Origin of the sequence: Bartonella massiliensis, assembly GCF_902150025.1 — a bacterium.
Lineage (GTDB): Bacteria > Pseudomonadota > Alphaproteobacteria > Rhizobiales > Rhizobiaceae > Bartonella > Bartonella massiliensis.
Genome location: NZ_CABFVS010000013.1, coordinates 1 through 23,393, shown reverse-complemented (window position 1 = coordinate 23,393; position 23,393 = coordinate 1). Strand labels below are relative to the sequence as shown.

The window sequence follows — 23,393 nt, the reverse complement described above, 5'->3', positions numbered from 1 at the left end:
ATTTTATAGCATGCAGATTCACTTTTTATGATAAGGCGTATAGCCTTATATACTCTATGATATATTGCTTTTTTCTTTGATAAGAAATCTTGAAAGGCGTGCTAAAGGAACACGATAACAATGCCCTTATATTCTCAACCAAAAAGCATCTAAAAGATTGCAAAGAGTGTTTTTTGAGTGAGGTGATGGGGCTTCTAAGAAGAATTATTACAATTTAAGATTGAAAATATATTTTGTAGAGCTAATTACGTTTGTTGTCTAGGCAAGACGTGAAAGGGGGAGGATATGGCTCTACAATATAAATGGAAACGAAATTTTTGGGTACTCATGTTGAGCAGCTGTTTTGTGCAAACTGCTGCTGCAAATGAGGGAAGGATACCTCTTTTTTGTCAATCTTCAAGTTATGAAAATAACCAAGTATTTCAGGCTCAATATAATGGGGATATGAAAACAGGAAGATGCATATTTGGAGCATCGAATGATGTCATTGTAAGAGCGAACAATGAAGTAGACTTCTTTAAAGAGCCTATCGATTTCACTCTTGTTAAGGGCGCTAGAGTGTTTACGAGTCAACAGGAGCTTGACAGCAATCATTATGACAATATTGGATATAAGGAACAAGAACAAAAGACTGCGTTTCTTAAAAAACCAGAACTTATCTTCATTAAAGATGGGGCACTGCTCGAAAATTATGTCCTTGATCATGAAGGTAAAGCTTACATTTCAAATGATGGCGAGATTGATAGTCCAGGTCGGTCTATCGATAACACGGTAAAGAATGGTGCAGAACTTTATGTTTATGCAGGAGGTCTTAGTGAGAATAGTAAAATTGAACATGGTGGAATTGAAAATGTTCAGGCTTTAAAGGGAAAACAAGGCTTTTCAAAAAATGCTGTCGTTAAAGAAGGCGGACAACAAAGTGTTGGAAATGGAGGAAAAGTCGAGGGAACTAAAATTTATGGTGGGGAGCAGCTTGTTTTTGGGGAGGGGGATGTTGGAGGAGAAGTTAAAGGGAGTAGCGCTTCTCATACGGTCATTTATGGTCAAGATAAAACACTAGGTCAACAAAAAGTGTATGATGGGGGAAAAGTTTGGAATACAAAAGTTATGCGAGGGGGCGTCCAAGAGATTGGAAAAAAAACTCAAAATACAAAAAATGATGGTTTTGCATTTGACACAGAGGTTTTTGCTGGTGGCAAACAGCGTATTTTAAAAGGCGGTCAAGCTATTGGAGTTACTTTAAATGAGAATGCTGTTCAGGAAATATATACTGACGGATCTGTAAAAAATCTAACAATGAATGATGAAACAAAATCATGGGTATATGCTGGAGCGACATTAGAAGGCAAGACACAGGTCAATCATTCTGGACAGCTTCATCTTTATGCGGGGGATGATCAACAGCGTACGACAGTAGAAGATATTCTTCTCAATGGAAAAGATACAAAAGTGTACGCACTTACGGATGAGTTTGATGGAAAAAGCTCTTTGATACAAAAATTAAGTGGTGAGGGAAGTGTTATTTTTGCATTTACGGGTTCTGATCCTTATTATTCTCAACTTCATGTGAATAATCTTTCAGGAAGTTTACATTTCGCATTCAATACCACCATTGCTCAAAACCGTGGTGACTATCTCTTGATTGAGCAAGGGGCTGGAAATCATACAATAAGTGTTGCTGATTCTGGCGTTGAAATTACGGATCCTTTTTCAAATAAGCGTGATTTAATTACGGATCAAAGTGGTGGAGCACACTTTGCGTTGACAGATCTTAAGGGCGAAAACATTAACGCCATTGATGGTGGAACGTATATGTATGGTCTGAAAGAAAGAAAGGATGAAAATGGAAAAGTTTGGTTTTTATCTGCAGACCGCCTCAGTGGACCGGAAACTTCTATTCCAGATCCCAAAAATCCGTTTTTTCCTGATGGAGCATCTACCACTCCCTCTACGGATGCAGTATTAACGTTGTCCGTAGCCTCTGGACTTGTTTTTAACAATGAGTTGCAAATTGTACGGAATGGTAGGAAAATCTGGAACAGAAAGAGGAAAGATATCGAGCTATGGACTTATGCCATTAAGAGCAGAGAACGCATTGCTACAGGTCATACACACTTTAAGCTTGGGCAGACAGGTTTAGTTGTTGGGGCTGATCAGTTGAGTGAATTAAGACATGGAGCGTTATATATTGGTGGTTTCGGTAGTTATGATCAAGCACGTGTTTCACATGCACGAGGGGGAAATAGTAATCTGAGTTCTTATAGCATTGGAACGTATGCAACTTATTTTGATCATCGCGGATGGTATATGGATGGTGTTTTGAAATATAATTATTATCGAGATAATTTGAAAGCTATCTCAACAAATGGTTTAGCAATTCAAAGTCATTATAATCAGTGGGCAATCGGTGGATCGTTTGAGATTGGTTGTTATTTTGAACCTGCGCAAAATACTTGGATGCAGCCCTATATCAAGCTAACAGGTCTACAGGTTGAAGGTAAAAAAATAAAACTTTCCAATGGAATGATGGGTGATTTAAGTCCGTCGACTTCATTCCGCAGTGAAGTTGGATTAACAGCAGGACATGAATTCTTTGTGAATTCAGAAACATCATTAACAGCTTATATTATGGCTGCTTGGTTGCGTGAGAATGTAAATAATAACGATGTGACAATTAATAACCAGCATAAATTTATCACAGACTTATCGGGTAGTGCGGGTAAACTGGGAATTGGTTTAAACAGTTCGGTTAATGATAAATTAACACTTTATGCGGAAGCACATTATCTAAAAGGACGTAAGATTAAAAATGCTCTTCAAGGTATTATAGGATTACGCTATAGTTTCTAAAACACCTTTACACAACTGATTAATTTTACAAATATCATCGCTTTGCAAGCTTAAGCAGATAATGCATTGCTATATTTTCTAGAAAGTATAGAGACCTTCTTGAAACAGTAAAGATGTCTTTATACTCTCTATTTAAAGGCAAGACATTAATTTATCAAGAGTGTACATTGTTTTGTATGCTGAAGATAGTACATTGATTTATAATAATAATCTAGCGTTATGCATATTGAATTAAAGACCCGAATACCGTAAGCTTCTCCATTTCAAATCTGTTTATCTTGAATCAATCAAAACCATTTTCTTGCACATCACAAGTTATGAGAGCTGTGTGGAGTAAAAATTATACAAGAAAGCACTTACAAAGCCTCTCATAAATCACCACAAGTGCTAAGGGTTTTAGCAATATTTAGGGCTGACAAAGTGTTTGATGATGTTGGCTTGCTTTTGTCATGCGTGTAAAGATGTGTGGTATGCAATGGGATTACTATTATAGCAGTCATAGTTGATGTTGGGAAATGGGCTTGGAGCGTATTGAGAGATGTCTCTTAAAAACAAGCGATGAGTGAGTAACGCAATTATATTCCGTTTGGAATGTTTTATTTTACGTGAAGGGTGTGTCCTCATTAAGGGCATGAGCATTTTTTCATCCATAATTGCAGATACAAAGATGTAAACTATTCCTTGAACATAAATAACATTTTGAAGTTTATTCATTTTTTTGCTTTCAGTTAGCACTTTTTAGTGGTTCAAATGATTGCAATTTAAAATTGTTTAAATTAAAAAATACACTAAAAAATTGTATTTAGACATAAATAAAACACATTATGATACAATCTAAAATGAGCTACCCACGTAGTTGCGGGATATTTTTCTAAATAATTGAGGTGGAGTGTGGATAATGCGATATAAATACAAGTTAAGTTTTTCAGTATTGATGATCAGTAGTTGTCTCGTGCAATTTACAAATGCAGTTGAGAAAAAGAGTGAAGAGCTAAAAAGTATATCAGGGGTGACGAATGGGATGAAGGTCCCAAAAGGTTCAGTACTGATTACAAATGCGCTTCTTAGTACTAATATTAAAATTGAAGGTGGTGGTGTTGAACTTGTTGAGAATGGAGCAACTTCTATAGGATCCACTATTAACAAAGGAGGGATGCAAATAGTTACACGTGCAGGAAGTGCGCTGAATGCCAAAATTTTGGGAGGTCAGCAGTTTATTCATGAAGAAAAAGGTCTTGATCTTACAAATGTGGAGAGAAAAAGCAGTGCATCTGATACCACAGTTTCTGGAGGAGAGGGAGCCATAGGACAGCAGAATATATATGATGGAGCAACCGCTTGGAAGACGAAAGTGGGAAATAACGGAGAACAAAATCTTTATATGGGACAAAGAAAAGAGGGGGGGACGTCAATGGAGGCTAAAATTTCTAAAAATGGCAGGCAGCATGTCTTAGCGGGAGGAGAGTCTTTAAATACTACCTTGAAGGATCAGGCTATTCAAGTTGTCTATCCTGGAGGTTTTGTGGATAGTTTAACAATTACGGATTCTGCTAGGTCATGGCTACATGTTGGTGTGAAAGAGGTTGTTGGAGAAGTAAGGGTCAATGGTAACGGAGAACTTTATTTATTTGCTAGTGATAGGACAAATCACACGACTAAGAAAAATACTCCTATACAAGGAAGAGCTGCGGAAACAATATTTGAGGTAGGTGAGCGAAATATAGGAGAAAAACCACAGATTAAAATTGAAGATTTAGGGGGGAATAATGGAACTATTATTTTTACTTTTACTCCGTATGACCCACGACATATTTCACTTCATGTTGAAAAGCTTTCAGGAAATTTACATTTTCGATTTAATATTAATGCTACGGGAAGTCATAATAGCGATTATTTATCGATTGATGAAGGTACAGGTAATCACAAAATAAGCGTTTCTGATTCTGGTCGTGAAATTACTGGTTCTCTCTCACAAAGGAATAGTTTTGTTACTGAGATTCCATTAATTACCGATAGAAGCCAAGATGAAGGCGCTAATTTTACTCTGGAAGATCTTTTGGGGAAAAACATTACAGCTGTTGATGGTGGAGCCTATCAGTATCAATTGCTGAAGAAAAAAAGATGTGCTAGTTCGAGTGGTTATTCTACCACTTGGTATTTAAGCCGATCCTCTGGAGGTACAGAACATTCTAATACTACTGCAATAGAATGTGTAAACAAGAAAATAAAGGTTCCTGTTGCATTGTCTAATCAAGGCGCTCTTTCTGGAAGGAAAAATAACGGTTCTCGTAAATCGACTAAAAAAGAGGAGCCCAAGCCACGGCCTCCACGTCATTTAAGAGAAGCACAAAATGTCTCTAATGTTTTGGTGTCGTCTTCTCAAGAAAGTCAGAATCATGTGGTATCTCCTTCAGCATCACCACCTCCTCTTTCTGCTGACAAACAACAGATTGCTGTGTCAGTATCTTCTCAATCTTTAGTTGATCAAATGATTTTGCGGCCAGCGCATAAAGAGCAACCTTCTTCACAATTAAGTGAGACGCTTTCAGTTTTTCAACTTTTAACCACGCCTTCTACAGATGCGGTATTGTCCATGTCTGTCGCTCCAGCAATGGTGTTTCACAATGAAATGCAAATTGTGCGTGCGGGAAGAGGAATTTTAGATCAAAGTAAAAAGAATACGGCTTTATGGACCTATGCAATTAAAACGAAAGAGAGTATTGCAACAGAGCATATAGACTTTAAGCTCGATCAGACCGGTATCGTTTTAGGAATCAATGGCTTAAGCGAATGGGCAAATAGAGCGTTTTATATAGGTGGTTTTGGCAGTTATGACCACGCACGCATTGTGCATGCACGGGGGGGAACCAGCGGTATTAATAGTTATGGTATTGGCGCTTATGTCACTTATTTGGACTATAGTGGATGGTATCTTGATAGTGTTTTAAAATATAATCATTATCAGAATACTCTAAAGGCGGTTTCAACGAATGGTTTAGGGATTGAAGGAACCTATACGCAATGGGCAGTAGGAACCTCCTTTGAAGCCGGTTATCGGATTCAGACATCCAAGAACAGTTGGTTGCAGCCTTATGGACAATTTACATGGTTGCAAGTTGAGGGCAAAGAAATCAAGTTATCGAATGACATGATCGGTAACATGCGTCCCTTCACTTCATTACGCAGTGAGGTTGGCTTATCTTTAGGGTATGAATTTGGCTCTCGTATGGCTTCTTCATCACAGGCATATATTACAGCAGCATGGTTGCGTGAGAATAAAGACGATAATCAGACATTGATTAATGAACAACATCCATTTAGCACGGACTTGTCAGGCAATGCGGGTAAATTAGGCATAGGTTTAAGCAGTTTTGTGAGTGAGAAGTTGAAATTATATGGTGAGGCCCATTATGTTAAAGGGCGTAAAACAAAACAATCCCTTCAGGGCATTATAGGGGTACGTTATAGTTTTTAACGATATGGTTATTTTTTGATTTATTTCAGTGTGTGAAGGGATTTTCAAACCGAGATACGAAGTGTTTAGATCCGTTTCTTAAAAAAAAGGTTTTCATAAAAGCTATATATTTTTCGCGTTGGGTTTTTGTTATAATTTTTTATTGCTTAAATGGTAATTTTGATGGGAGGCGTTTAGGAATATAAAGAGAGCTCAATATTTTTACTGAGAGGCGGCAATACATCTTATGATGGGAGGAGGAAGTGCTGGTATTCCTATTGAAGTCTTCTTTACAATTTATTCTATATTTTTGAGAATTTGTGTAGATTTTTGCAGAGTCACTTGGCAAAGGGCCGCTTGCTCGTTATAGAAATGGCTAGAGAATGTTATCAATAGAATAAAGGTGGTTAAATGGCTTTAGAGCGTACTTTTTCGATGATTAAACCAGATGCAACACGTCGTAATTTAACGGGCGCAATTACTAAAATGCTTGAGGATGCGGATTTGCGTGTTATTGCATCTAAACGTGTTTGGATGAGTAAGCGTGAGGCTGAAAATTTTTATGCTGTGCATAAAGAGCGCCCTTTTTTTAGCGAATTGGTTGAATTTATGTCTTCTGGTCCAACAGTTGTACAGGTTTTGGAAGGAGAAAACGCCATAGCTAAAAACCGTGAAGTAATGGGGGCTACCAATCCTAGTGATGCAGAAGAAGGAACAATTCGTAAGGTTCACGCTTTGTCGATTGGTGAAAATTCTGTTCATGGATCCGATAGTGCTGAAACGGCAAAAACAGAAATCGCTTTTTGGTTTTCTGAGATAGAAATTGTTGGTTAATAAAAGCGTAAATAAAAAGCAAAAATCCGAAACACTGTGTTTTGGGTTTTTGCTTATAAGATTATAGATCTCTTTGGCAGATATGTAGATTCATCGTTTTTTCCACTTTTAATATTGCAACTGTTTTTGTGGAGAGATAAAGCCTATTTATTTTTTTGAATGCCTTTTAACTGTGCGCCAATTTTGGCAGTGACGGGTGAAAAAGTGCTGTAATTGTTTCATCATCAATAGATTTGAAATAAGTCAATCTTACGGTATTCTTATCTCTTGTTTAAGTGGCAGAAAAGGTAGATTATCATTAAAAATCAAGAGACTATTTCATGAGATGACGTGTTTTAAACCGGCGCGAAAATAATCCCATCCTGTCCACAATGTAAGAAGAGCAGCAATCCACAGCATTGTAATGCCAAATTCTACTGTGTAAGGAAAAACTTTATTACCAGCGGGTCCTGCTAAAAGAAAGACAATAGCAACCATTTGTACAAAAGTTTTCCATTTTGCAAGACGAGAGACTGGAACGCTCACTTTTAATTCAGCTAAATATTCACGCAATCCTGATACAAGAATTTCTCGACAAAGAATGATAATGGCTGCCCATAGAGTCCATCCAGCAATAGTACTGTCTGCGGCAAGTAAGAGCAAGCACGCAGAGACCAGAAGTTTATCGGCAATTGGATCTAACATGCGACCAATATTGGATGTTTGTTCCCAAATACGGGCAAGGTAACCATCAAGAAAGTCAGTAATGGATGCAATAACAAAAATGGAAACGGCAATCCAGCGTGCGATATCGCTTGATTGTAGACGTCCTTCTACAAAAAAGCAGGCAACAACCATTGGGACTGCAATAATTCTTGCATAAGTTAAAAGATTTGGAAAAGAAAAAGTATGATTTTTCATAGAGCTATTTTTAATTCTTGTAAAAGAGAATATATCCCCTAAACGTAACAAGGCTAAGGTAATGAAACAAGCTTATTTTTCATGAAAATGGTTATGAATTTTTTGTGCAATTGTGACAGATATTCCTGTAACTTTTTTCAAGTCTTCAAATGAGGCATCAGCAATCGCCTTGGCACTTCCGAAATGATGAAGCAACGCACGCTTTCTTGTCGGACCGATATTTTCGATTTCATCAAGTGGATTTTTGAATGTTGCTTTTTTTCGTTTGATTCTATGCGTTCCAATGGAAAAACGATGGGCTTCATCACGCAGACGTTGCAAAAAATAGAGGATGGGATCACGGGGGGGAAGTGTAAAAGAAGGCATACCTTTTATAAAAAATCGTTCACGTCCCGCATGACGGTCAACACCTTTGGCGATTCCAATAACGGTGATCAAATCATTTAATTGTAATTCAGCAAGTATTGTATGGACACTGTTGATTTGTCCTTCACCACCATCAATTAAAATAAGATCAGGCCAAATGGGAAAAAGGTCATAGTCTTGTTCTTTTATGTCATGACTTTTATGGGGCAAACCATGTTCTTTGAGAAGACGTGAAAATCTTCGTTTAATCACTTCTTTCATCATGCCAAAATCATCGCCAGGCGTTATATCTGTTGAGCGAATATTGAATTTGCGATATTGATTTTTAACAAATCCCATTTGACCAGCAACAATCATAGCACCTACAGAATTTGTTCCCATAATATGAGAATTGTCATAGACTTCTATACGACGTGGAGGAAAAGGGAGTTGGAATGTTTTAGCAAGCCCTTGAAGCAATTTTGTATGGGTCGCTGTTTCAGCAAGCTTATGTTCAAGTGCTTCATGAGCATTGAGATAGGCATGATTAACAAGCGTTTTCCGTTCACCTTGCTTGGGTAAAGAAAGAGATATTTTGTGATTTGCTTTGAGACTCAATGCTTCTGTAAGAAGTGTCTTTTCTTCGATTTCTTCGGACAAAAGGATGCTTTTGGGAAGTGGTCTGTCGTCATAAAATTGGGTAAGAAAACTTGCTAAAATTTCAGTACGAGAAAAGGAGGGGTCTGCTTTAGGAAAATAGGCTCGGTTTCCCCAATTTTGCCCCATGCGAAAAAAGAACACTTGAATACAGGTCATTCCTTCCTTTTGTGCAATTGCAAAAACATCTGCTTCTTTTATCGTTTGAGGATTAATACCTTGATGGCTTTGAATATGAGAAAGGGCAGATAAGCGGTCACGATAAGAAGCAGCTTGTTCAAAATCAAGATTTTCTGCGGCTTTATGCATAGCTTGGACCATATCATTTTTAACAGATTGATCTTTTCCTGAAAGGAACGCTTTTGCTTCTCTCACCAGTTCTTTATAATCACGATCACTAATTTCATGGGTACAAGGTGCAGAACATCGCTTAATTTGATAAAGCAAACAGGGGCGCGTACGGTTTTCAAAAATTGCATTGGTACAGGTCCGTAATAAAAAAGCGCGTTGTAAAACATGAATTGTTTGTGTTACCGCACCAGCAGAGGCAAAAGGACCAAAATAATGAGCTTTTTGTGTTCGAGCACCACGATGTTTGTAAAGTGCAGGGGCTCGATGATCATCTGTAATCATAATATAAGGAAAGCTCTTATCATCACGGAGTAATACATTAAAATGTGGATGCAATCTTTTGATGAGATTTGCTTCTAAAAGGAGTGCTTCTGTTTCTGTGTGGGTAACAATAAATTCCATATGATATGTTGCGCGAATCATGCGGGTAATACGATTATTATGTCCTTGTTCACGTGCATAGTTTGAGACACGTTTTTTGAGATTACGGGCTTTTCCAACATAGAGAATATCACCATTTTCACCAATCATCCGGTAAACTCCCGGCTTATGTGGAAGGTGTCTCACAAATTCTTGTATGAATTTGACACCTTGGAATTTTTCATTGTTTTGACTGGCATTGTTCCACGTAATATTAGAGAGAAAAGAAAGATTTTCTCGTTTACTTTGCGGACAATTTGTATTGTTTCTTAAGATCATTCCATTTATCAAGAAATGCTTTTTGTTTACTCTTTATATTAGGTAATAATTATTTATGTCTTTAGTTTTTTTATAAATAATACCTTATAGCATAAAAATATGATTTTAGAGTGCCTGTTTTTCATAAAAAATGATTGGAATAGGAAATCCATAATGATTAAGAGGCGAGACTTTCTAAAAGAAAAAATAATTACAAAGTAAGATATTGGTTTATAAAGATAATTTATCATTCTTTACATTGAATTAAACGCATAAATAGCGTAAGATTCTCTCATTTCAAATCTATTCCATATTAAATCAATCAAAACGATGTCTTTTGCATATGACAAGCAGGAAGAGCCCGTGTGGAGTAAAACTATACAAGAAAAGACTAAAAATTCTTCTTATGAGTTGTCTCAAATGCTAAGGACTGTTGCAATATTAAGGGCTGGAAAAATGCATGATGCCACCAACTTACTCCTTTATGAAGCGTAAAGATGGTGGGATTCAATGACATTGATCATTATACGATTCACATGATCGTTATAAACTTATTATGAGTCTATATTGATATTATCCCCAAAATAAAAAAATCCCATCGCCTTTGTATCTTACAAAAGGGTATTTAAATTTAGGAAAAATATAAGAGCAATGTCTAACTGAATAGCTGTTCTTTTTGAAGCCATTTATGCGTTATTTGGGCATGTTCATCTTGTCCAAGACGGTTGATAAGAAAAGGGCTGAGCTGTTTCATTTCTTCTTCCAAAAGATAGGGAGGGTTGATAATAATCATCCCACTTCCATTCATAGTAGGTAGACTTGAACTTTTTCGAATACGCATTTCAAGCTGTAGAATCTTAGGAATTCCTGTTTGATAAAGCGCGTGAAGAAAATGTTCAATTTCTTTTTCATATTTAACGGGATACCATAAAGCGTAGATCCCTCCAGAAAAACGACGATAGGCTTTCATTAATCCTTCAATAAGGCGGGAAAATTCTCCAGTTTTTTCAAACGGAGGGTCAACAAGAATAAATCCACGTTTTTCTTTTGGGGGTACATGAGCGTTTAAGGAAAGCCAACCGTCCAAATGCAGCACTTTTGTCTGATAATCGCCGGCAAAATTTTTTGCTAAAATATGATAATCTTCATTGTGCAATTCTATTGCGGTGAGGCGATCTTGTTTCCGTAATAATTGACGAATAAGAAAAGGAGATCCAGGATAAAATACAATTTCTTTTTCCCCTTTATTGAGGGCAGCAATGATATCACACCATGGACAAAGGAGCGCGCTTAAATCTTCCGGGATAGGCGTTGAAAAAAATTTTTGCACACCATCGCGCCACTCTTCTGTTTTTTGAGCTTCTAAAGAAGAGAGGTCATAAATGCCGATACCAGCATGCGTATCTATAACGCGAAAAGCTTTTTCTTTGCGTTTGAGGTACTCTACAATGCGGGTGACAATAATGTGTTTAAAAACATCAGCAAAATTGCCAGCATGATAAATATGCCGATAATTCATGGAAGAAACTCTATCATTTGTATAACTCTATCAGATTATTAGCATAGAATAATAGAATTGATATCCATAAAAAGTTTTTTGTAGAAATGATTCTACCATCAAAAAATTCTCCACTTACATATAAAATATTAATGTCACGGGAGCTCTTACTTTATTAGGATTTTAAATCTTTTATATGAAAATTAGACAAGAAGAGGGCAAACATTTCAATGGAAACTCTTTCCTGAATAAAGATGCAAGCTGACATCGTTATATTCTCCAATATTGCGACTTATTTTCTAGTCTCCTTGACACTCAAGCTCGTCTATAAGAGCTATTATTTCTCTATGCTAACCTTGCGTGTGATGTGCAAGTAAATGATCTTTATAAATTAATATATTTTATGCGTTAACTAAGACATATTTACAGATATGATCAGGCACATAACTGTTGTCTAATATGCATTTTAAGCGAGCTCCTATTGCGATATTACACTTAATATTTAGAAACGTATGAGGTTGCATCTTTTTAAAATTTGATTGATGGGTTGACGATGGTTATTATTTATATTGTTTATAAAACAATTGATAACAGGATTCTTGCAAGACAAAGAATTGTTAAAAATATTATTTGCAAGAGATAGGTCTTAAGGCAACTTTAATGTTAGATGATGTGTCGCAGAAAATGGTTCAGGGAATATACTTTTAAAAAAATTTTCAAATACATGTCAAATTTTTATAGAAGCCTATATGATATTATTCTTATTGGTAGAGTTTTTTTGAAAGAGTTATTTTCAATTGGATATACGATACCATTTTTTAAAGAAAAGATATTGAATATAATCTTTGCAGAAAGATGATCAGTTCAAGAGATCATATGAAATTTCTTCAAAAAAAACTTTAAGCCTTTTGAACTTTGCATAAAGTCGTTTATCATTTTTGAGTGGTTTGTGTTATAATCCCCTAAAAAGGGATGAGAGGATAAAAGTTCGTTTATGTCATTTCCATTAAGAAGCGTGTGATTGCTTTTTGGTTGAGAAAAAAATATATTAAGTAAGATACGATATTTGATACTCTCTTCAGAGGTAAGTGAGATAAAATCTAAAAGCATAGAGTTAGAGAGAGTAATGGGCAATATTTTTTCACCGACACATTTAATTATAATTTTATTGCTTATTTTTGTGCTTTTTGGACGCGGTAAAATTTCTGAATTAATGGGCGATATTGCTAAGGGAATTAAAGCCTTCAAAAAGAATATGAAGGAAGAAGAGGGGATCATTGAGGATAAAGTTGAAATGGCAGCTCCCTCCCAAATAATTGATAGAGAATCTCAACAATCTCAGCCGTTATCGACAAAACATACAGCAACACGCAGAAAGATTTCTTCTCACTCGAAAGGAGGCAAGACATCTGTTGCTAAAAAACAGGGTATCAAATAACAAAGACGTCATTATCATTGTATATTAATTTTTTATCAGGAAGTCGAGTTAAGCGATGTTTGGGATTGATGGACCAGAACTTATCGTAATCTTACTTGTTCTGATCATTGTTGTTGGACCAAAAGATTTACCTAAAATACTCAAGACAATAGCAAAGGTAAGAGCTTATATGTATTCAACCGCAAATGAACTTCGTCATCAGTTTGATGATGTCATAAAACAAATTGAGCTTCATGATGTGCAAAATACATGTTCAGATATGAACGATTCGAGCAAGAAGTTGGAAGAGACTTTTGATTCCATTCAAAATACATTAGAGGATGTCCACGATAATTTGGATGTTAGGGCAACAAACCATAAGTTAGAAAAAAATAAAGAAATTTTGGAATATGATCAAAAGGCAATTAAGAAAGATATAGCAGTTTCTATCGTTTCTCATCATTCTGAAGGCGTTTCTGTTACTTCTAAAGATAAAGAAGCAGTGTCATGAATGTAAAAAAAGATGAAGTTGATGGCAATATGGCGCCACTTTTAGAACATTTAATTGAACTTCGTCAGCGAATTATTTCTACCCTAGTTGCATTTATGATTGCTTTTATGATGTGTTTTTTTGCTAAAGATTATATCTTAAATTTTTTACTATGGCCGTATCAATGGGCAATGAAAATAGCAGGGGGACATCCTGAGAGTATACGTTTGCAATCAACGCAAGTATGGGAAACTTTTTTAACAAAGGTGAAACTTGCTGCTTTTGGAGGGATTATTTTATCTTTTCCCTATATGGCTTTCCAGTTTTATAGTTTTATTGCACCAGGTCTTTATAAAAATGAGCGTATGGCTTTTTTACCATTTCTCATTGGGGGGCCTCTTTTATTTTGTATTGGGGGAGCGTTTGTTTATGCTTTATTAGTACCCATAATACTCTGGTTTAGTCTTTCTCAGCAATTTCTTCCAGATGCTCATTTAAAAATAGAGTTTATCGTGCGTATTTCCGATTATTTGAGCTTTATGACGTCGTTTATCCTTATTTTTGGTTTGATTTTTCAATTGCCCCTTGTCATCAGTCTTTTAACAAAAGTTGGACTTTTAACGTCTCATGATTTGGTATCTAAACGAAAATGGTTTATTCTTTTCTCTTTTATTATTGCGGCGATGATAACGCCGTCGGATTTTTTTACGATGTTTGCAGTAGCTTTACCAACAATAGCGCTTTATGAGATCTCCATTTTAATTGCTTACAGTATAGAAAAGAGAAGAAAATCCGCTTAAAAAAAATGTATAATCTTACGCGATGAGAAATAAATAAAAACAATATAGAATAAAAAATAATATAAATGAGGAATTTTGATGCTTGATATTAAGTGGATTCGCGAAAACCCTGAAGAATTAGATAAAGCGCTTGTCAGTAGAGGTCTTGAACCACAAGCTGAAAGGTTAATGCAACTTGACTTGGCACGCCGGTCACATGTTGCTAAGGTACAATTGGCTCAAGAACGTCGCAATGCGGTTTCAAAAGAAATAGGACAAGCTTTAGCTCTATCTGATCAGCAAATGGTGGAACGCCTTAGAGCAGAAATTGAAGAAATTAAAATCTTTCTTTCCTCAGCAACAGCGGAAAAAAAACAACTGACGAAAAGTCTTGAAAAAATTCTTTCAGCACTTCCCAATGTTCCATTGGATGATGTTCCAGAAGGCAAAGATGAAAGTGATAATGTCGTCATTCGACATTTTGGGACACCTCCAACCTTTAATTTTACACCAAAAGAGCATTTTGATCTTGGTCCAAATCTCAAGCAGATGGATTTTGAACGGGCTAGCCGTTTGTCTGGAACACGTTTTACGGTACTTTCAGGGGCGTTAGCACGGTTAGAGCGTGCATTGGGACAATTTATGCTTGATGTGCATGTCGATGAGCATGGTTATACAGAAATTTCAGTGCCTCTTCTTGTTCGTGATGAGATTGTTTATGGAGCAGCCCAATTGCCGAAGTTTGCTGAAGATCTTTTTCAGACAACAGATGGGCGATGGCTTATTTCTACAGCAGAAGTGCCCTTAACCAATTTGGTTAACAATGAAATTCTTGAAATATCAGATTTGCCACTACGATTTTCTTCTTTGTCTCCCTGTTTTCGCTCAGAGGCAGGAGCCGCCGGTCGTGATACGCGCGGTATGTTGCGTCAGCACCAATTTTGGAAGGTTGAAATGGTCTCGATTACCAGTGAAGAACAGTCTCTCACTGAATTGGAACGTATGACGGAATGTGCAGAAGATATCTTAAAACGGCTTGGTTTGCCTTTTCGTACAGTGGTTCTTTCTACAGGGGATATGGGGTTTGCAGCACGTAAAACCTACGACATCGAGGTTTGGCTTCCTGGTCAAGCATGTTATCGTGAAATTTCTAGCTGTTCCGTTTGTGGAGACTTTCAAGGTCGTCGTATGAATGCGCGCTATCGTAAAGAAGGTGAGAAAAAATTGCATTTTGTTCATAGCCTTAATGGTTCTGGTACAGCTGTTGGCCGTTGTCTTATTGCTGTACTTGAAAACTATCAACAAGCTGATGGATCAATTATTGTTCCAGATGTTTTACAACCCTATATGGGAGGCATCCGTTGCATTACTGCTTAAGTTTGTGAAAGGAGAGACAATATGCGTTTATTGCAAAGAGGTTATGGTATGCAAACGCAAGGTTTTGCCATTTTTAAAGAAGCGGTTTGTAGGGACGATAAAAGTGCACCTCCATTAGAGAGTGAATGATACTATGGGGCAAAAGGGTATTTTACAGTTTCGTGAGGAGCTGGCTGCTCTTGTACTAAAAATGCGTAGCAAAGGCATTGATGACGTGCGTTTTTTTTCGGTGTTAGAGAAAGTTCCACGTCAACAATTTGTTTCTGCTCCGTGGTTTAATAGTGCTTATGATAATAAAATTATTCCCCTTGAGTGTGGTGAATATATGGAACGTTTGGAAGAACAACTGTTAATTCTTTCGGCACTATCATTGAAAAAAAAGCATCGTGTTTTGGAAATTGGTACAGGATCTGGTTTTTGCACTGCTCTTATGGCATGTTTGAGTGACCGTGTAACAACGATTGATCGTTATAAAACACTTGTTGATTTAGCACGTCAAAAATTTCAAACTTTGGGCATTGAAAATATTGTTATACGGCAGATTGATGGAAGTCATAATGTGACAGGTTTGGGAGCATTTGATCGCATTCTTATTTGGCCATCACGTTCTGATGAACCCAAGGAATTTTTAGAACTTTTAGCTGAAAATGGAATTCTTATTCAGGCGATAGGACCAGATGAAGGGGTACAAACGGTGACGCGCTATACAAAAATTGGTAGTCGATTTGAGTGTTTAGAGCTGTTTCAAGTGCGTTATCAACCTTTTATTAAAGGTGCTGCAGAAATACTTTAGTCTTTAAAATTTAAGAAATAGCGCAAATTATTTCACTCTTTTTATTTTCTGTTAAATTCACTTTGATCTTAAATAAGGATATTTATGAATAAAACATCTCATTTTAACTCTTCGGTAATTTAAAAAAGCTTTAATGGAGTGAGTTGAGTATTGAGAGTGAGCAAAACGATGTGTTTAAAAGCTTTGGATAACATTTTCCGGCATAATTTTCAGAGAATAACTTTTTTAGCGGTGATTATTATTGTTGCTGGTTGTAGTTCTGGTACACAACGTTTTTCCAATATTTTCTCTCATCATACGGTATCATCTCAATCAAATATAGCGAACTCTATGTCTACAGATCCACGAATGCTATCGTATGGTGCGGGTATGATACAAAGCACTGAACTCCCCCCTGTAGACTCAAGTGATGATTCGTGGATTGATGACAATTCTTCCTATAATTCTTCACAGCAAGGTAGGAGAGTTCTTTCTGATGGTCGCGTTATGGGGGATCCTCCACGTAATCTTGGAACGCTTTCTCGTTCACAAATGGATAACTCTCCTATTTTTCGGCAAAACTCTTATATTGTCCAGAGTGGAGATACACTGCTCAGTATTGCAAGACAAATAGGGGTTAGTGTTGAGGCATTAAAATCAGCAAATGGTATAAACAGCAATGCTATTTATATCGGTCAGGTCCTTGTGGTTCCAAGCAGGCGTACATTAGCAACTTCAAAGACCTATAATAATAATGATTGGGCAGCTTCAACAGCAGAATCTTCATTCCAATCTCAAGTGACGTCTTCTATAAAGCACAAGAAGACTTCTCCTATATATAAAGCGCCTATAACAACGCCACCTTCTACACAGATGAACAGACCAAATTCTGAAAAAAATTCTTCTAAACAGATGAAGCAATTGAATCATGAGTCTGGTTTATCAAGTACAGATAATATTGTGACTCCGCAAGCCACAGGAATTTCTAAGATGCGTTGGCCCGTACGAGGGCGTTTGTTAAGCCAGTTTGGTCAAAAAAAGGGAACAATAATGAATCGAGGAATAGACATTGCTGTACCTGAAGGCTCATCGGTAAAGGCGGCAGAAAATGGTGTCGTTATTTACGCGGGAGATGGATTAAAAGAATTGGGTAATGTTGTTATGATTCGACATGAAAATAATATTATCACTATTTATGGATGTAATAGTAAGCTTGTTGTTAACAAAGGACAAAGGATAAGACGTGGTGATGAGATTGCTAAGTCTGGTATTTCTGGAAATGTTAAAACGCCACGTGTTTATTTTGAAATGCGTAAGAATTCATTACCGGTTAATCCTCTTAAATATTTAGAAAACTAATTGATTGAGGATTTTAAATTGGAATAATCTTATAGTTTATAAATATTTCATGAAAGATAATTTATTTTTTTAATCAATAATATCCATCAGAATATTTTAAATCTTCTAGAGCTTTTGCTTTTAAAGCTAATTCTACAATAACATGATCTTTCTGCTTGATTTTTCCTTGTAGATGATACAAGTCCCCTAGCAATGTTTGAGGAGTTGAATAATCAATCTGTTGTGTTGTCCCTTTTTTCAAAGCTGTTCATATTTGATAAAGTATTGATGTTCTTTAGCATGACATGCGATCATCGAAAGGTGTTTTCCCATGCCTAATATTTTTCCCCATATCTAATATAATGTGGCAGGAGACAATTATTAGTTTAGAAAAACAGTTCGTTAAGTTCATTAAATATTATCCTCTTTGTGATTATGAAGGTATAAGATGATAACATCATACGATTGGTAGCACCCAATGTCCTAATTGCTCTTGCATTTAAGAGAGAGCATGCGTATTTGATTTCTTATCATAAAGAGTTTTATCTTCATGTTCATTTCATAAGTGTGATGTGCAAAAAAGTTATTTTGATTGATTCCAAAGGTTTGAAAGGAGAGTATTTAACGGTATTAAACTTTATCGTTCGACATTAAAAATGATGAATTATCTCTCTAGATGAAAGTTTTTTCATTAGAAAAATTAATTTTGTACCATTTATTAAGTGAGTGAGTTATTAAGTGAGTGAGCAGGCTTATAGTGTAGGATATATAACCCAAGAAAAATAAACCTGTTTTTTACATTTTTTTCTTATTGTATTCTGTCTCTTAAGGATTTATTACATTTTTATAAGGCTGAGATTACATTATATCCTTATCATTTTTTATAATAAATTATTGAAGAAAGTTTTTCTGAATCGGAATTTTGTTTTAATAGAGTGGGAAATACCGGAAGTTTAACGAGTAGGAGATAAAAATGTTTATTACGAACGCTTATGCTCAAGGTGCAGGCGATGTTTCCAGTGGAATTTCATTTGTTAGCGTTATCCCACTTATTTTAATTTTTGCAATTATGTATTTTTTTATCATCCGTCCGCAGCGTGCACAAATGAAAAAGCGACAGGAAATGCTTAATGCAGTACGTCGCGGTGATACAGTTATAACGGGTGGTGGTGTTATCGGCAAGGTTACGAAAGTTCACGACGAGAGTGGTGAATTAGAGGTCGAAATTGGTGATAATATGAATATTCGTGTTATGCGCTCGACATTAGCTGATGTGCGCGTTAAAGGTGAGCCGATTGCAGAAAAGAAATCAAAGCTTAATACTAAAACAAAAATACCACAAAAGTCTAAGTCTAAAACGACTGAGAAAGAAAAAGTGAATATCTCTAAAGAGAAAAAAGCTATATCAAAGGAAAATAAGGAAAAAACATTTTAAGGTGTAAGTGCAATTTACACCATTTTTACAAGCGTTTTTATAAAAAATATAACAATATAAAGACAATTTCGTGAGGAGGAATGTTTCTTATCATCACGACAAAAAATGGTGTCTTTGTTTTCTGTAGGCTATCCAAATTAAAGCAACGGTTTTATTTATGTTAAGGTAATTTTTTCTGTCTTTTAAACAGTATCCTTATTTCTCACAAAGAGAAGCTTCTTATTTTTGTGTCAATTAAGCTGAGAAAAATTTTTAAAGGTAGGTTAAGCGTAGCATTTAGTGGCAGTTTATAGCTAATTTTTCATATATTTGTTGTATGCTCCGATCAAAGTTTTATAGCAAAAATTTCTACTTCAATATTCTGATGAACTATGATTAACATATTACGGCTTTATATTTACCGTTAAGTTTTATGCTGAAAAGTAAAAGACAAGAGGATTATTCAAAAGTAAAGGGTGCTTATTCATGTTCGATGCAATTCAAATTCGTGAAGCACATTTTCCAAGTCGTGCACCTATTGATGCTTATGGAAATGGTGGATTTCGTTTTGCTGATATGTCACATAGAGGTTCTATTATTTGTGTCCCATCAGGAATTTATGGCATTGATATGGCAGGGCCTATTCCCACTCAAGGGGATCTATCTCGTGTTTTAGAAGAAGCATCTGAGATTGAAGTTTTATTAATAGGGACTGGAATTGAATTATTACGATTACCTGAAGAGTTACGGGGTCTTTTAGGGGAAAAGCGTATTTCATCAGATACAATGAGTACAGGAGCAGCGGTGCGTACATTTAATGTTTTACTGGCTGAAGATCGCGCTGTTGCGGCGTTATTATTTGCGGTAGAGTGAAGTATTTTTTAATAAAATAAATGATCTCGTCTAGCATACAAGATGAGTACAATTATTACGTTGTGCTGCAAAATACCGCCGTTTAAAGCGGTAATATAAAGGAACATAAATTATATAACTTAACGCATTAAGTGTATTTTAAATACATTAGTAAGTATTCAGAGCGGGGCTAACTTGTAATGTCTCGTGAATCATAGAGGTGATAAGCTTCTAGCACTTGAGATGGTTTATAAGGGGTATTTTTGTTTTTTTTAAATCACGTGTCAGCTCCGCTTGTGGCGTGCAAGAGAATAGTTTTGATTACTTGCAACATGCAATAGGTTTGAAATGAAATAATTTTATACAATATTCGGTTTTTTAACTCAACATGCAAAAATAAATTATCATTATAAATCAATGTCTTGATAACAATAGAATTTTATAGAGCGCAATTGGATTTTTGATGAACAGGGGGGGAGAGGTTTTTTTATTTTTAGGATGGGAAGAAGGCTAATAAGTTGATGAAGTCTTTGTGATCAGTGCATTTTTTATAAAAGTGCCTTGTTATCTATTCAGTCAAAAAGTGTTTTGCATTGTTCTGTTGTCTAAGTTTCACTATACATGTTAAGATTAGTTTTTAGGTGTTTTTAGCATAAGCCGGATAAGATAAATTTTATCCAAAAAATGAACTATTTAATTTTTAAAAACTTTCTTTCTGGAAAGAAAAGTGATTAGAAAAGAAGTCTTAATTCATCATACATTAAGAGGCACATTGAAAATGTCTTATTTTCTGAGCTTTATTTTTTAATATGAATAAAAAGAGAATTATTAATTTAATGGCTAAAAAAGGGGACGTTAATCGGTTCATAGAATGGTAGGTTCTCTTCCTTATTGTCTTGATATTTTACGTAACATAGATCGTGATCGCTATATATCAGTTTTATTTGCACCTAAAAAAAAGCGCCAAGCATTAGCTGCTCTCTACGCATTTAATGCTGAGATTTCTCGTATTCGTGAAAGTGTCCATGATCCACTCATTGGAGAAATACGATTACGTTGGTGGTATGATTCTATTGCGCATAGTGAAACACAAACGAGTGGAAATAATCCGATTTTGAGTGGTTTATTGACAGCAATAACTCTTTTTAATTTACCTAAGGCAGCTTTTTTACGTTATTGTGATGCACAAATTTTGGATCTTTACCGTAATCCAATAGAAACGCTTCACGATCTCGAGCACTATTGTGGTGAGACAGCAGGTATCATTTTACAGCTTTCTTGTCAGATATTGGATCCTGATATCGCACAAGATTTTACAGATATCTATGAACATGGGGGGATTGCTCAAGGATTAAGCGGTATATTACGTCTTTTATCATTCATGCAATCACGCTATCATTATTATTTACCTACTGATATTTTGAAGGTTGTAGGGGTAAATAGGGAGGATTTAGATTCTCATCGTCTCAGTGATCAACAAAAGGGCCGTATTGTTGAAGCTATGGTAGCATTATCACGCGATCATTATAGCAAATTTTACGTGCATTCTTGTGCTTTACCTAGAACTCTTAAGCCAGCATTTCTTCCATTATCCATTATACCAGCTTCTCTTCAAAAAGCTCTACAGCTGGGGGCAGCAGTTTTTCAAGAAAATACAACTTTGCCATTGATATATCGCTATTGGTTAATAACAAAAGCAGCAATAAGCAGTAACCCTCCAAAGATAGTGTAACAGAAATATACCCATGTCGGAATACGTAACATATAGACTGATTTTTTTCATATTGAGATAAAAGGGAATGCTGTAATATAGAACGCCACCCAGTTGCCAATTCACGGGCTTGTTTTAAAGAAATACCTCTCAAGGCCCCCAAGCTCATATCACTTACAACGCTTTTATTTATAATAATAATTCATTGTTTTGTACGTTGAATGAGAGTTCCAAATATCATAGGCTTCTCTCATGTCAAACTTGTTCATGTTGAATCAATCAAAATCACTTGCTTGCGCATCACAAGCGGGATTAGCGTGTGGATAAAATTTATGCAACAAAGGACTAAAAATGTTTCTTATGAACCGTCTTAAGTGCCAAGATCTATCGCAACATTTTAGGGCTGGAAAATAGTGTGATGGTGGTGCTCAATGGATTTATCGTTACGCTATTCACGGGTGCTATCGCGAAATGGGCTTGGGTACCTTGAGAAGTATTTCTTTAAAACAAGCCCGTGAATGTGCAATCCAATAGTGTTCTATTTTACGTGAGAGTCGTGACGCCATTAAAGAACGCAATAAATAAAAGCGTGAAGTAATGCGCAATCTCCATTACTTACAAGATGATACATTTATAGAATTTACAAAAGTTCATTAAAGGGATTTTGATAATATTTCCTATCTTTGTTATTTCATAACAGATGATAAAATAGACTGTCATTTAAACCAATACATAAGAGACCTTAATAAGATTAGCATATCCATTATGTGAGCATGCCTTAATAAGCGTATTCAGTTTCTTTAAGTTCTAATTTTGGTAGTTTTTTCACGATTTTCATTGTCTCTAAACTTACAGTAATAACCCTTTGAAACAATTCTAGAGGGTAGGCAGGGTTTCCAACGGTCTCAACAGCATAGCGATTGGCATCATTCACAATACCACTCTTTTTATCAGTCTTTACACATTGACGACCCATAACCCATTCAAGGGCGGGTCTACCATTTACGATATACTCATAAGCTTCAAGAGGGATATCTGTTATGATGATATTGCTGTTATAAATAACTGTTGTTTTATCCTTTTCCTTACTATTCTTAACTTTTGCGAATTTCATTTCTTTAACGTGGTAAAATTCTTCTGGATTAGAAATATCTGTCTGTTTTGGATTGCCTTTTTTAAAGGTCACTGGATAAGGCTCTACATCTTCATAATTTACGTGCAAATGACCCAATTCACGTCCTGCTATCACAAATTTCCAAAAATCATCAGTACTCTTTACACAAGGGATACGAGGCAATTCTTTGCATAAATTATCAGCATAGCGAGCACGATAATCTTCCGAATGTAAGATTCCGTAAACATAATAGAATAGATCATCTTTCGTAATTTTTTCATTCGGATAAGCTGCTTTAAAATGGTCTAGACCTTCATCCGTAATGGCATCACGCCTCTGTAAACCAGCATTTTTGCTTTCCTCTGTAGAAATCGTAAATAAATGGGATTGTTTTTCACTTTTACTTTTTGAAACCGAAGCATCTTCGTAAAGATACCGTGGAAAACATTGACCTGTATCTATTGCGTGAAAATCAGGTAAATCCTTAGTCATAAGTACAGAAAAACCACTTCTTGCTCCTATGCCTGTAATTTGTATTACTCTATTTTTAACGGCTTTTCCC

17 protein-coding genes and 1 pseudogene are annotated in these 23,393 nt (G+C 35.9%); 13 read left to right on the top strand and 5 right to left on the bottom strand.

What is annotated here, in order from left to right; translation table 11 throughout:
* The first annotated feature begins 285 nt into the window (after positions 1-285).
* The 3 genes from bafA (FNZ60_RS03420) (at position 286) to ndk (ending at position 7,138) form a co-directional block, all read left to right on the top strand.
* The gene (gene bafA, locus FNZ60_RS03420) at positions 286-2,850 is read left to right on the top strand and encodes a BafA family autotransporter (RefSeq protein WP_142416306.1); all 2,565 of its coding nucleotides are present in this window, start codon (positions 286-288) and stop codon (positions 2,848-2,850) included.
* Between the two features lie 898 nt (positions 2,851-3,748).
* Positions 3,749-6,325 (top strand): BafA family autotransporter, encoded by a 2,577-nt coding sequence (bafA, locus tag FNZ60_RS03415; RefSeq protein WP_142416305.1) that lies wholly within the window; start codon positions 3,749-3,751, stop codon positions 6,323-6,325.
* Between the two features lie 390 nt (positions 6,326-6,715).
* Entirely contained in the window at positions 6,716-7,138 is a 423-nt protein-coding gene (gene ndk / locus FNZ60_RS03410) for a nucleoside-diphosphate kinase (RefSeq protein ID WP_142416304.1), read from the top strand.
* Between the two features lie 318 nt (positions 7,139-7,456).
* Here the strand turns inward: ndk and pgsA are convergent, their stop codons facing one another.
* From pgsA to FNZ60_RS03395, 3 genes are all read right to left on the bottom strand, one after another.
* Positions 7,457-8,038 (bottom strand): CDP-diacylglycerol--glycerol-3-phosphate 3-phosphatidyltransferase, encoded by a 582-nt coding sequence (gene pgsA, locus FNZ60_RS03405; protein WP_142416303.1) that lies wholly within the window; start codon positions 8,036-8,038, stop codon positions 7,457-7,459.
* Positions 8,039-8,110: 72 nt separating this feature from the next.
* Positions 8,111-10,090, bottom strand: coding sequence for an excinuclease ABC subunit UvrC (uvrC, locus tag FNZ60_RS03400; protein ID WP_142416302.1), 1,980 nt, complete (start codon positions 10,088-10,090; stop codon positions 8,111-8,113).
* Positions 10,091-10,724: 634 nt separating this feature from the next.
* Positions 10,725-11,588 carry a 23S rRNA (adenine(2030)-N(6))-methyltransferase RlmJ gene (locus FNZ60_RS03395; protein ID WP_142416301.1) on the bottom strand — a complete coding sequence of 288 codons (864 nt, stop codon included), beginning with the start codon at positions 11,586-11,588 and terminating at the stop codon, positions 10,725-10,727.
* Between the two features lie 1,105 nt (positions 11,589-12,693).
* Between FNZ60_RS03395 and tatA the strand changes: the two genes are divergently transcribed.
* The 6 genes from tatA to FNZ60_RS03365 all read left to right on the top strand — a co-directional run bounded on the left by tatA (position 12,694) and on the right by FNZ60_RS03365 (position 17,761).
* Complete coding sequence (gene tatA, locus FNZ60_RS03390) at positions 12,694-13,005, top strand: twin-arginine translocase TatA/TatE family subunit (protein WP_142416300.1); 312 nt, start codon at positions 12,694-12,696, stop codon at positions 13,003-13,005.
* A gap of 55 nt (positions 13,006-13,060) precedes the next feature.
* A complete protein-coding gene (locus FNZ60_RS03385) occupies positions 13,061-13,495 on the top strand; it encodes a twin-arginine translocase TatA/TatE family subunit (RefSeq protein ID WP_142416299.1) in 435 nt (144 codons plus the stop codon).
* Positions 13,492-14,274, top strand: coding sequence for a twin-arginine translocase subunit TatC (gene tatC, locus FNZ60_RS03380; protein ID WP_142416298.1), 783 nt, complete (start codon positions 13,492-13,494; stop codon positions 14,272-14,274). Before FNZ60_RS03385 ends, tatC begins: the two co-directional genes overlap by 4 nt.
* Before the next feature lie 78 nt (positions 14,275-14,352).
* Positions 14,353-15,630 carry a serine--tRNA ligase gene (serS, locus tag FNZ60_RS03375; RefSeq protein ID WP_142416297.1) on the top strand — a complete coding sequence of 426 codons (1,278 nt, stop codon included), beginning with the start codon at positions 14,353-14,355 and terminating at the stop codon, positions 15,628-15,630.
* A gap of 133 nt (positions 15,631-15,763) precedes the next feature.
* Complete coding sequence (locus FNZ60_RS03370) at positions 15,764-16,423, top strand: protein-L-isoaspartate(D-aspartate) O-methyltransferase (RefSeq protein WP_142416296.1); 660 nt, start codon at positions 15,764-15,766, stop codon at positions 16,421-16,423.
* A 168-nt stretch (positions 16,424-16,591) separates the two neighbouring features.
* The gene (locus FNZ60_RS03365; RefSeq protein ID WP_142416295.1) at positions 16,592-17,761 is read left to right on the top strand and encodes a M23 family metallopeptidase; all 1,170 of its coding nucleotides are present in this window, start codon (positions 16,592-16,594) and stop codon (positions 17,759-17,761) included.
* Between the two features lie 73 nt (positions 17,762-17,834).
* Here the strand turns inward: FNZ60_RS03365 and FNZ60_RS09670 are convergent, their stop codons facing one another.
* Entirely contained in the window at positions 17,835-18,002 is a 168-nt protein-coding gene (locus FNZ60_RS09670) for a hypothetical protein (RefSeq protein WP_185913466.1), read from the bottom strand.
* A gap of 711 nt (positions 18,003-18,713) precedes the next feature.
* Between FNZ60_RS09670 and yajC the strand changes: the two genes are divergently transcribed.
* From yajC to FNZ60_RS10065, 4 genes and pseudogenes are all read left to right on the top strand, one after another.
* A complete protein-coding gene (gene yajC, locus FNZ60_RS03360) occupies positions 18,714-19,175 on the top strand; it encodes a preprotein translocase subunit YajC (RefSeq protein ID WP_142416294.1) in 462 nt (153 codons plus the stop codon).
* 465 nt (positions 19,176-19,640) lie between these two features.
* On the top strand, positions 19,641-20,027 hold the full coding sequence (locus FNZ60_RS03355) for an Mth938-like domain-containing protein (protein WP_142416293.1): 387 nt from the start codon (positions 19,641-19,643) through the stop codon (positions 20,025-20,027).
* An 850-nt stretch (positions 20,028-20,877) separates the two neighbouring features.
* Entirely contained in the window at positions 20,878-21,738 is an 861-nt protein-coding gene (locus FNZ60_RS03350; RefSeq protein ID WP_142416292.1) for a phytoene/squalene synthase family protein, read from the top strand.
* Between the two features lie 396 nt (positions 21,739-22,134).
* A pseudogene (locus FNZ60_RS10065) lies at positions 22,135-22,299 on the top strand (Arm DNA-binding domain-containing protein); the annotation flags it as partial.
* A 196-nt stretch (positions 22,300-22,495) separates the two neighbouring features.
* Here the strand turns inward: FNZ60_RS10065 and FNZ60_RS03335 are convergent.
* Positions 22,496-23,393 (bottom strand): type ISP restriction/modification enzyme (locus tag FNZ60_RS03335; protein ID WP_342774752.1); only part of this gene is annotated, 898 nt, incomplete at its 5' end.

Excerpts from the sequence above, each read along its gene's own strand:
- bafA (WP_142416306.1), top strand. The coding sequence starts at position 286 with ATGGCTCTACAATATAAATGGAAACGAAATTTTTGGGTACTCATGTTG.
- bafA (WP_142416305.1), top strand. The coding sequence starts at position 3,749 with ATGCGATATAAATACAAGTTAAGTTTTTCAGTATTGATGATCAGTAGT.
- ndk (WP_142416304.1), top strand. The coding sequence starts at position 6,716 with ATGGCTTTAGAGCGTACTTTTTCGATGATTAAACCAGATGCAACACGT.
- pgsA (WP_142416303.1), bottom strand. The coding sequence starts at position 8,038 with ATGAAAAATCATACTTTTTCTTTTCCAAATCTTTTAACTTATGCAAGA.
- uvrC (WP_142416302.1), bottom strand. The coding sequence starts at position 10,090 with ATGATCTTAAGAAACAATACAAATTGTCCGCAAAGTAAACGAGAAAAT.
- FNZ60_RS03395 (WP_142416301.1), bottom strand. The coding sequence starts at position 11,588 with ATGAATTATCGGCATATTTATCATGCTGGCAATTTTGCTGATGTTTTT.
- tatA (WP_142416300.1), top strand. The coding sequence starts at position 12,694 with ATGGGCAATATTTTTTCACCGACACATTTAATTATAATTTTATTGCTT.
- FNZ60_RS03385 (WP_142416299.1), top strand. The coding sequence starts at position 13,061 with ATGTTTGGGATTGATGGACCAGAACTTATCGTAATCTTACTTGTTCTG.
- tatC (WP_142416298.1), top strand. The coding sequence starts at position 13,492 with ATGAATGTAAAAAAAGATGAAGTTGATGGCAATATGGCGCCACTTTTA.
- serS (WP_142416297.1), top strand. The coding sequence starts at position 14,353 with ATGCTTGATATTAAGTGGATTCGCGAAAACCCTGAAGAATTAGATAAA.
- FNZ60_RS03370 (WP_142416296.1), top strand. The coding sequence starts at position 15,764 with ATGGGGCAAAAGGGTATTTTACAGTTTCGTGAGGAGCTGGCTGCTCTT.
- FNZ60_RS03365 (WP_142416295.1), top strand. The coding sequence starts at position 16,592 with ATGTGTTTAAAAGCTTTGGATAACATTTTCCGGCATAATTTTCAGAGA.
- yajC (WP_142416294.1), top strand. The coding sequence starts at position 18,714 with ATGTTTATTACGAACGCTTATGCTCAAGGTGCAGGCGATGTTTCCAGT.
- FNZ60_RS03355 (WP_142416293.1), top strand. The coding sequence starts at position 19,641 with ATGTTCGATGCAATTCAAATTCGTGAAGCACATTTTCCAAGTCGTGCA.
- FNZ60_RS03350 (WP_142416292.1), top strand. The coding sequence starts at position 20,878 with ATGGTAGGTTCTCTTCCTTATTGTCTTGATATTTTACGTAACATAGAT.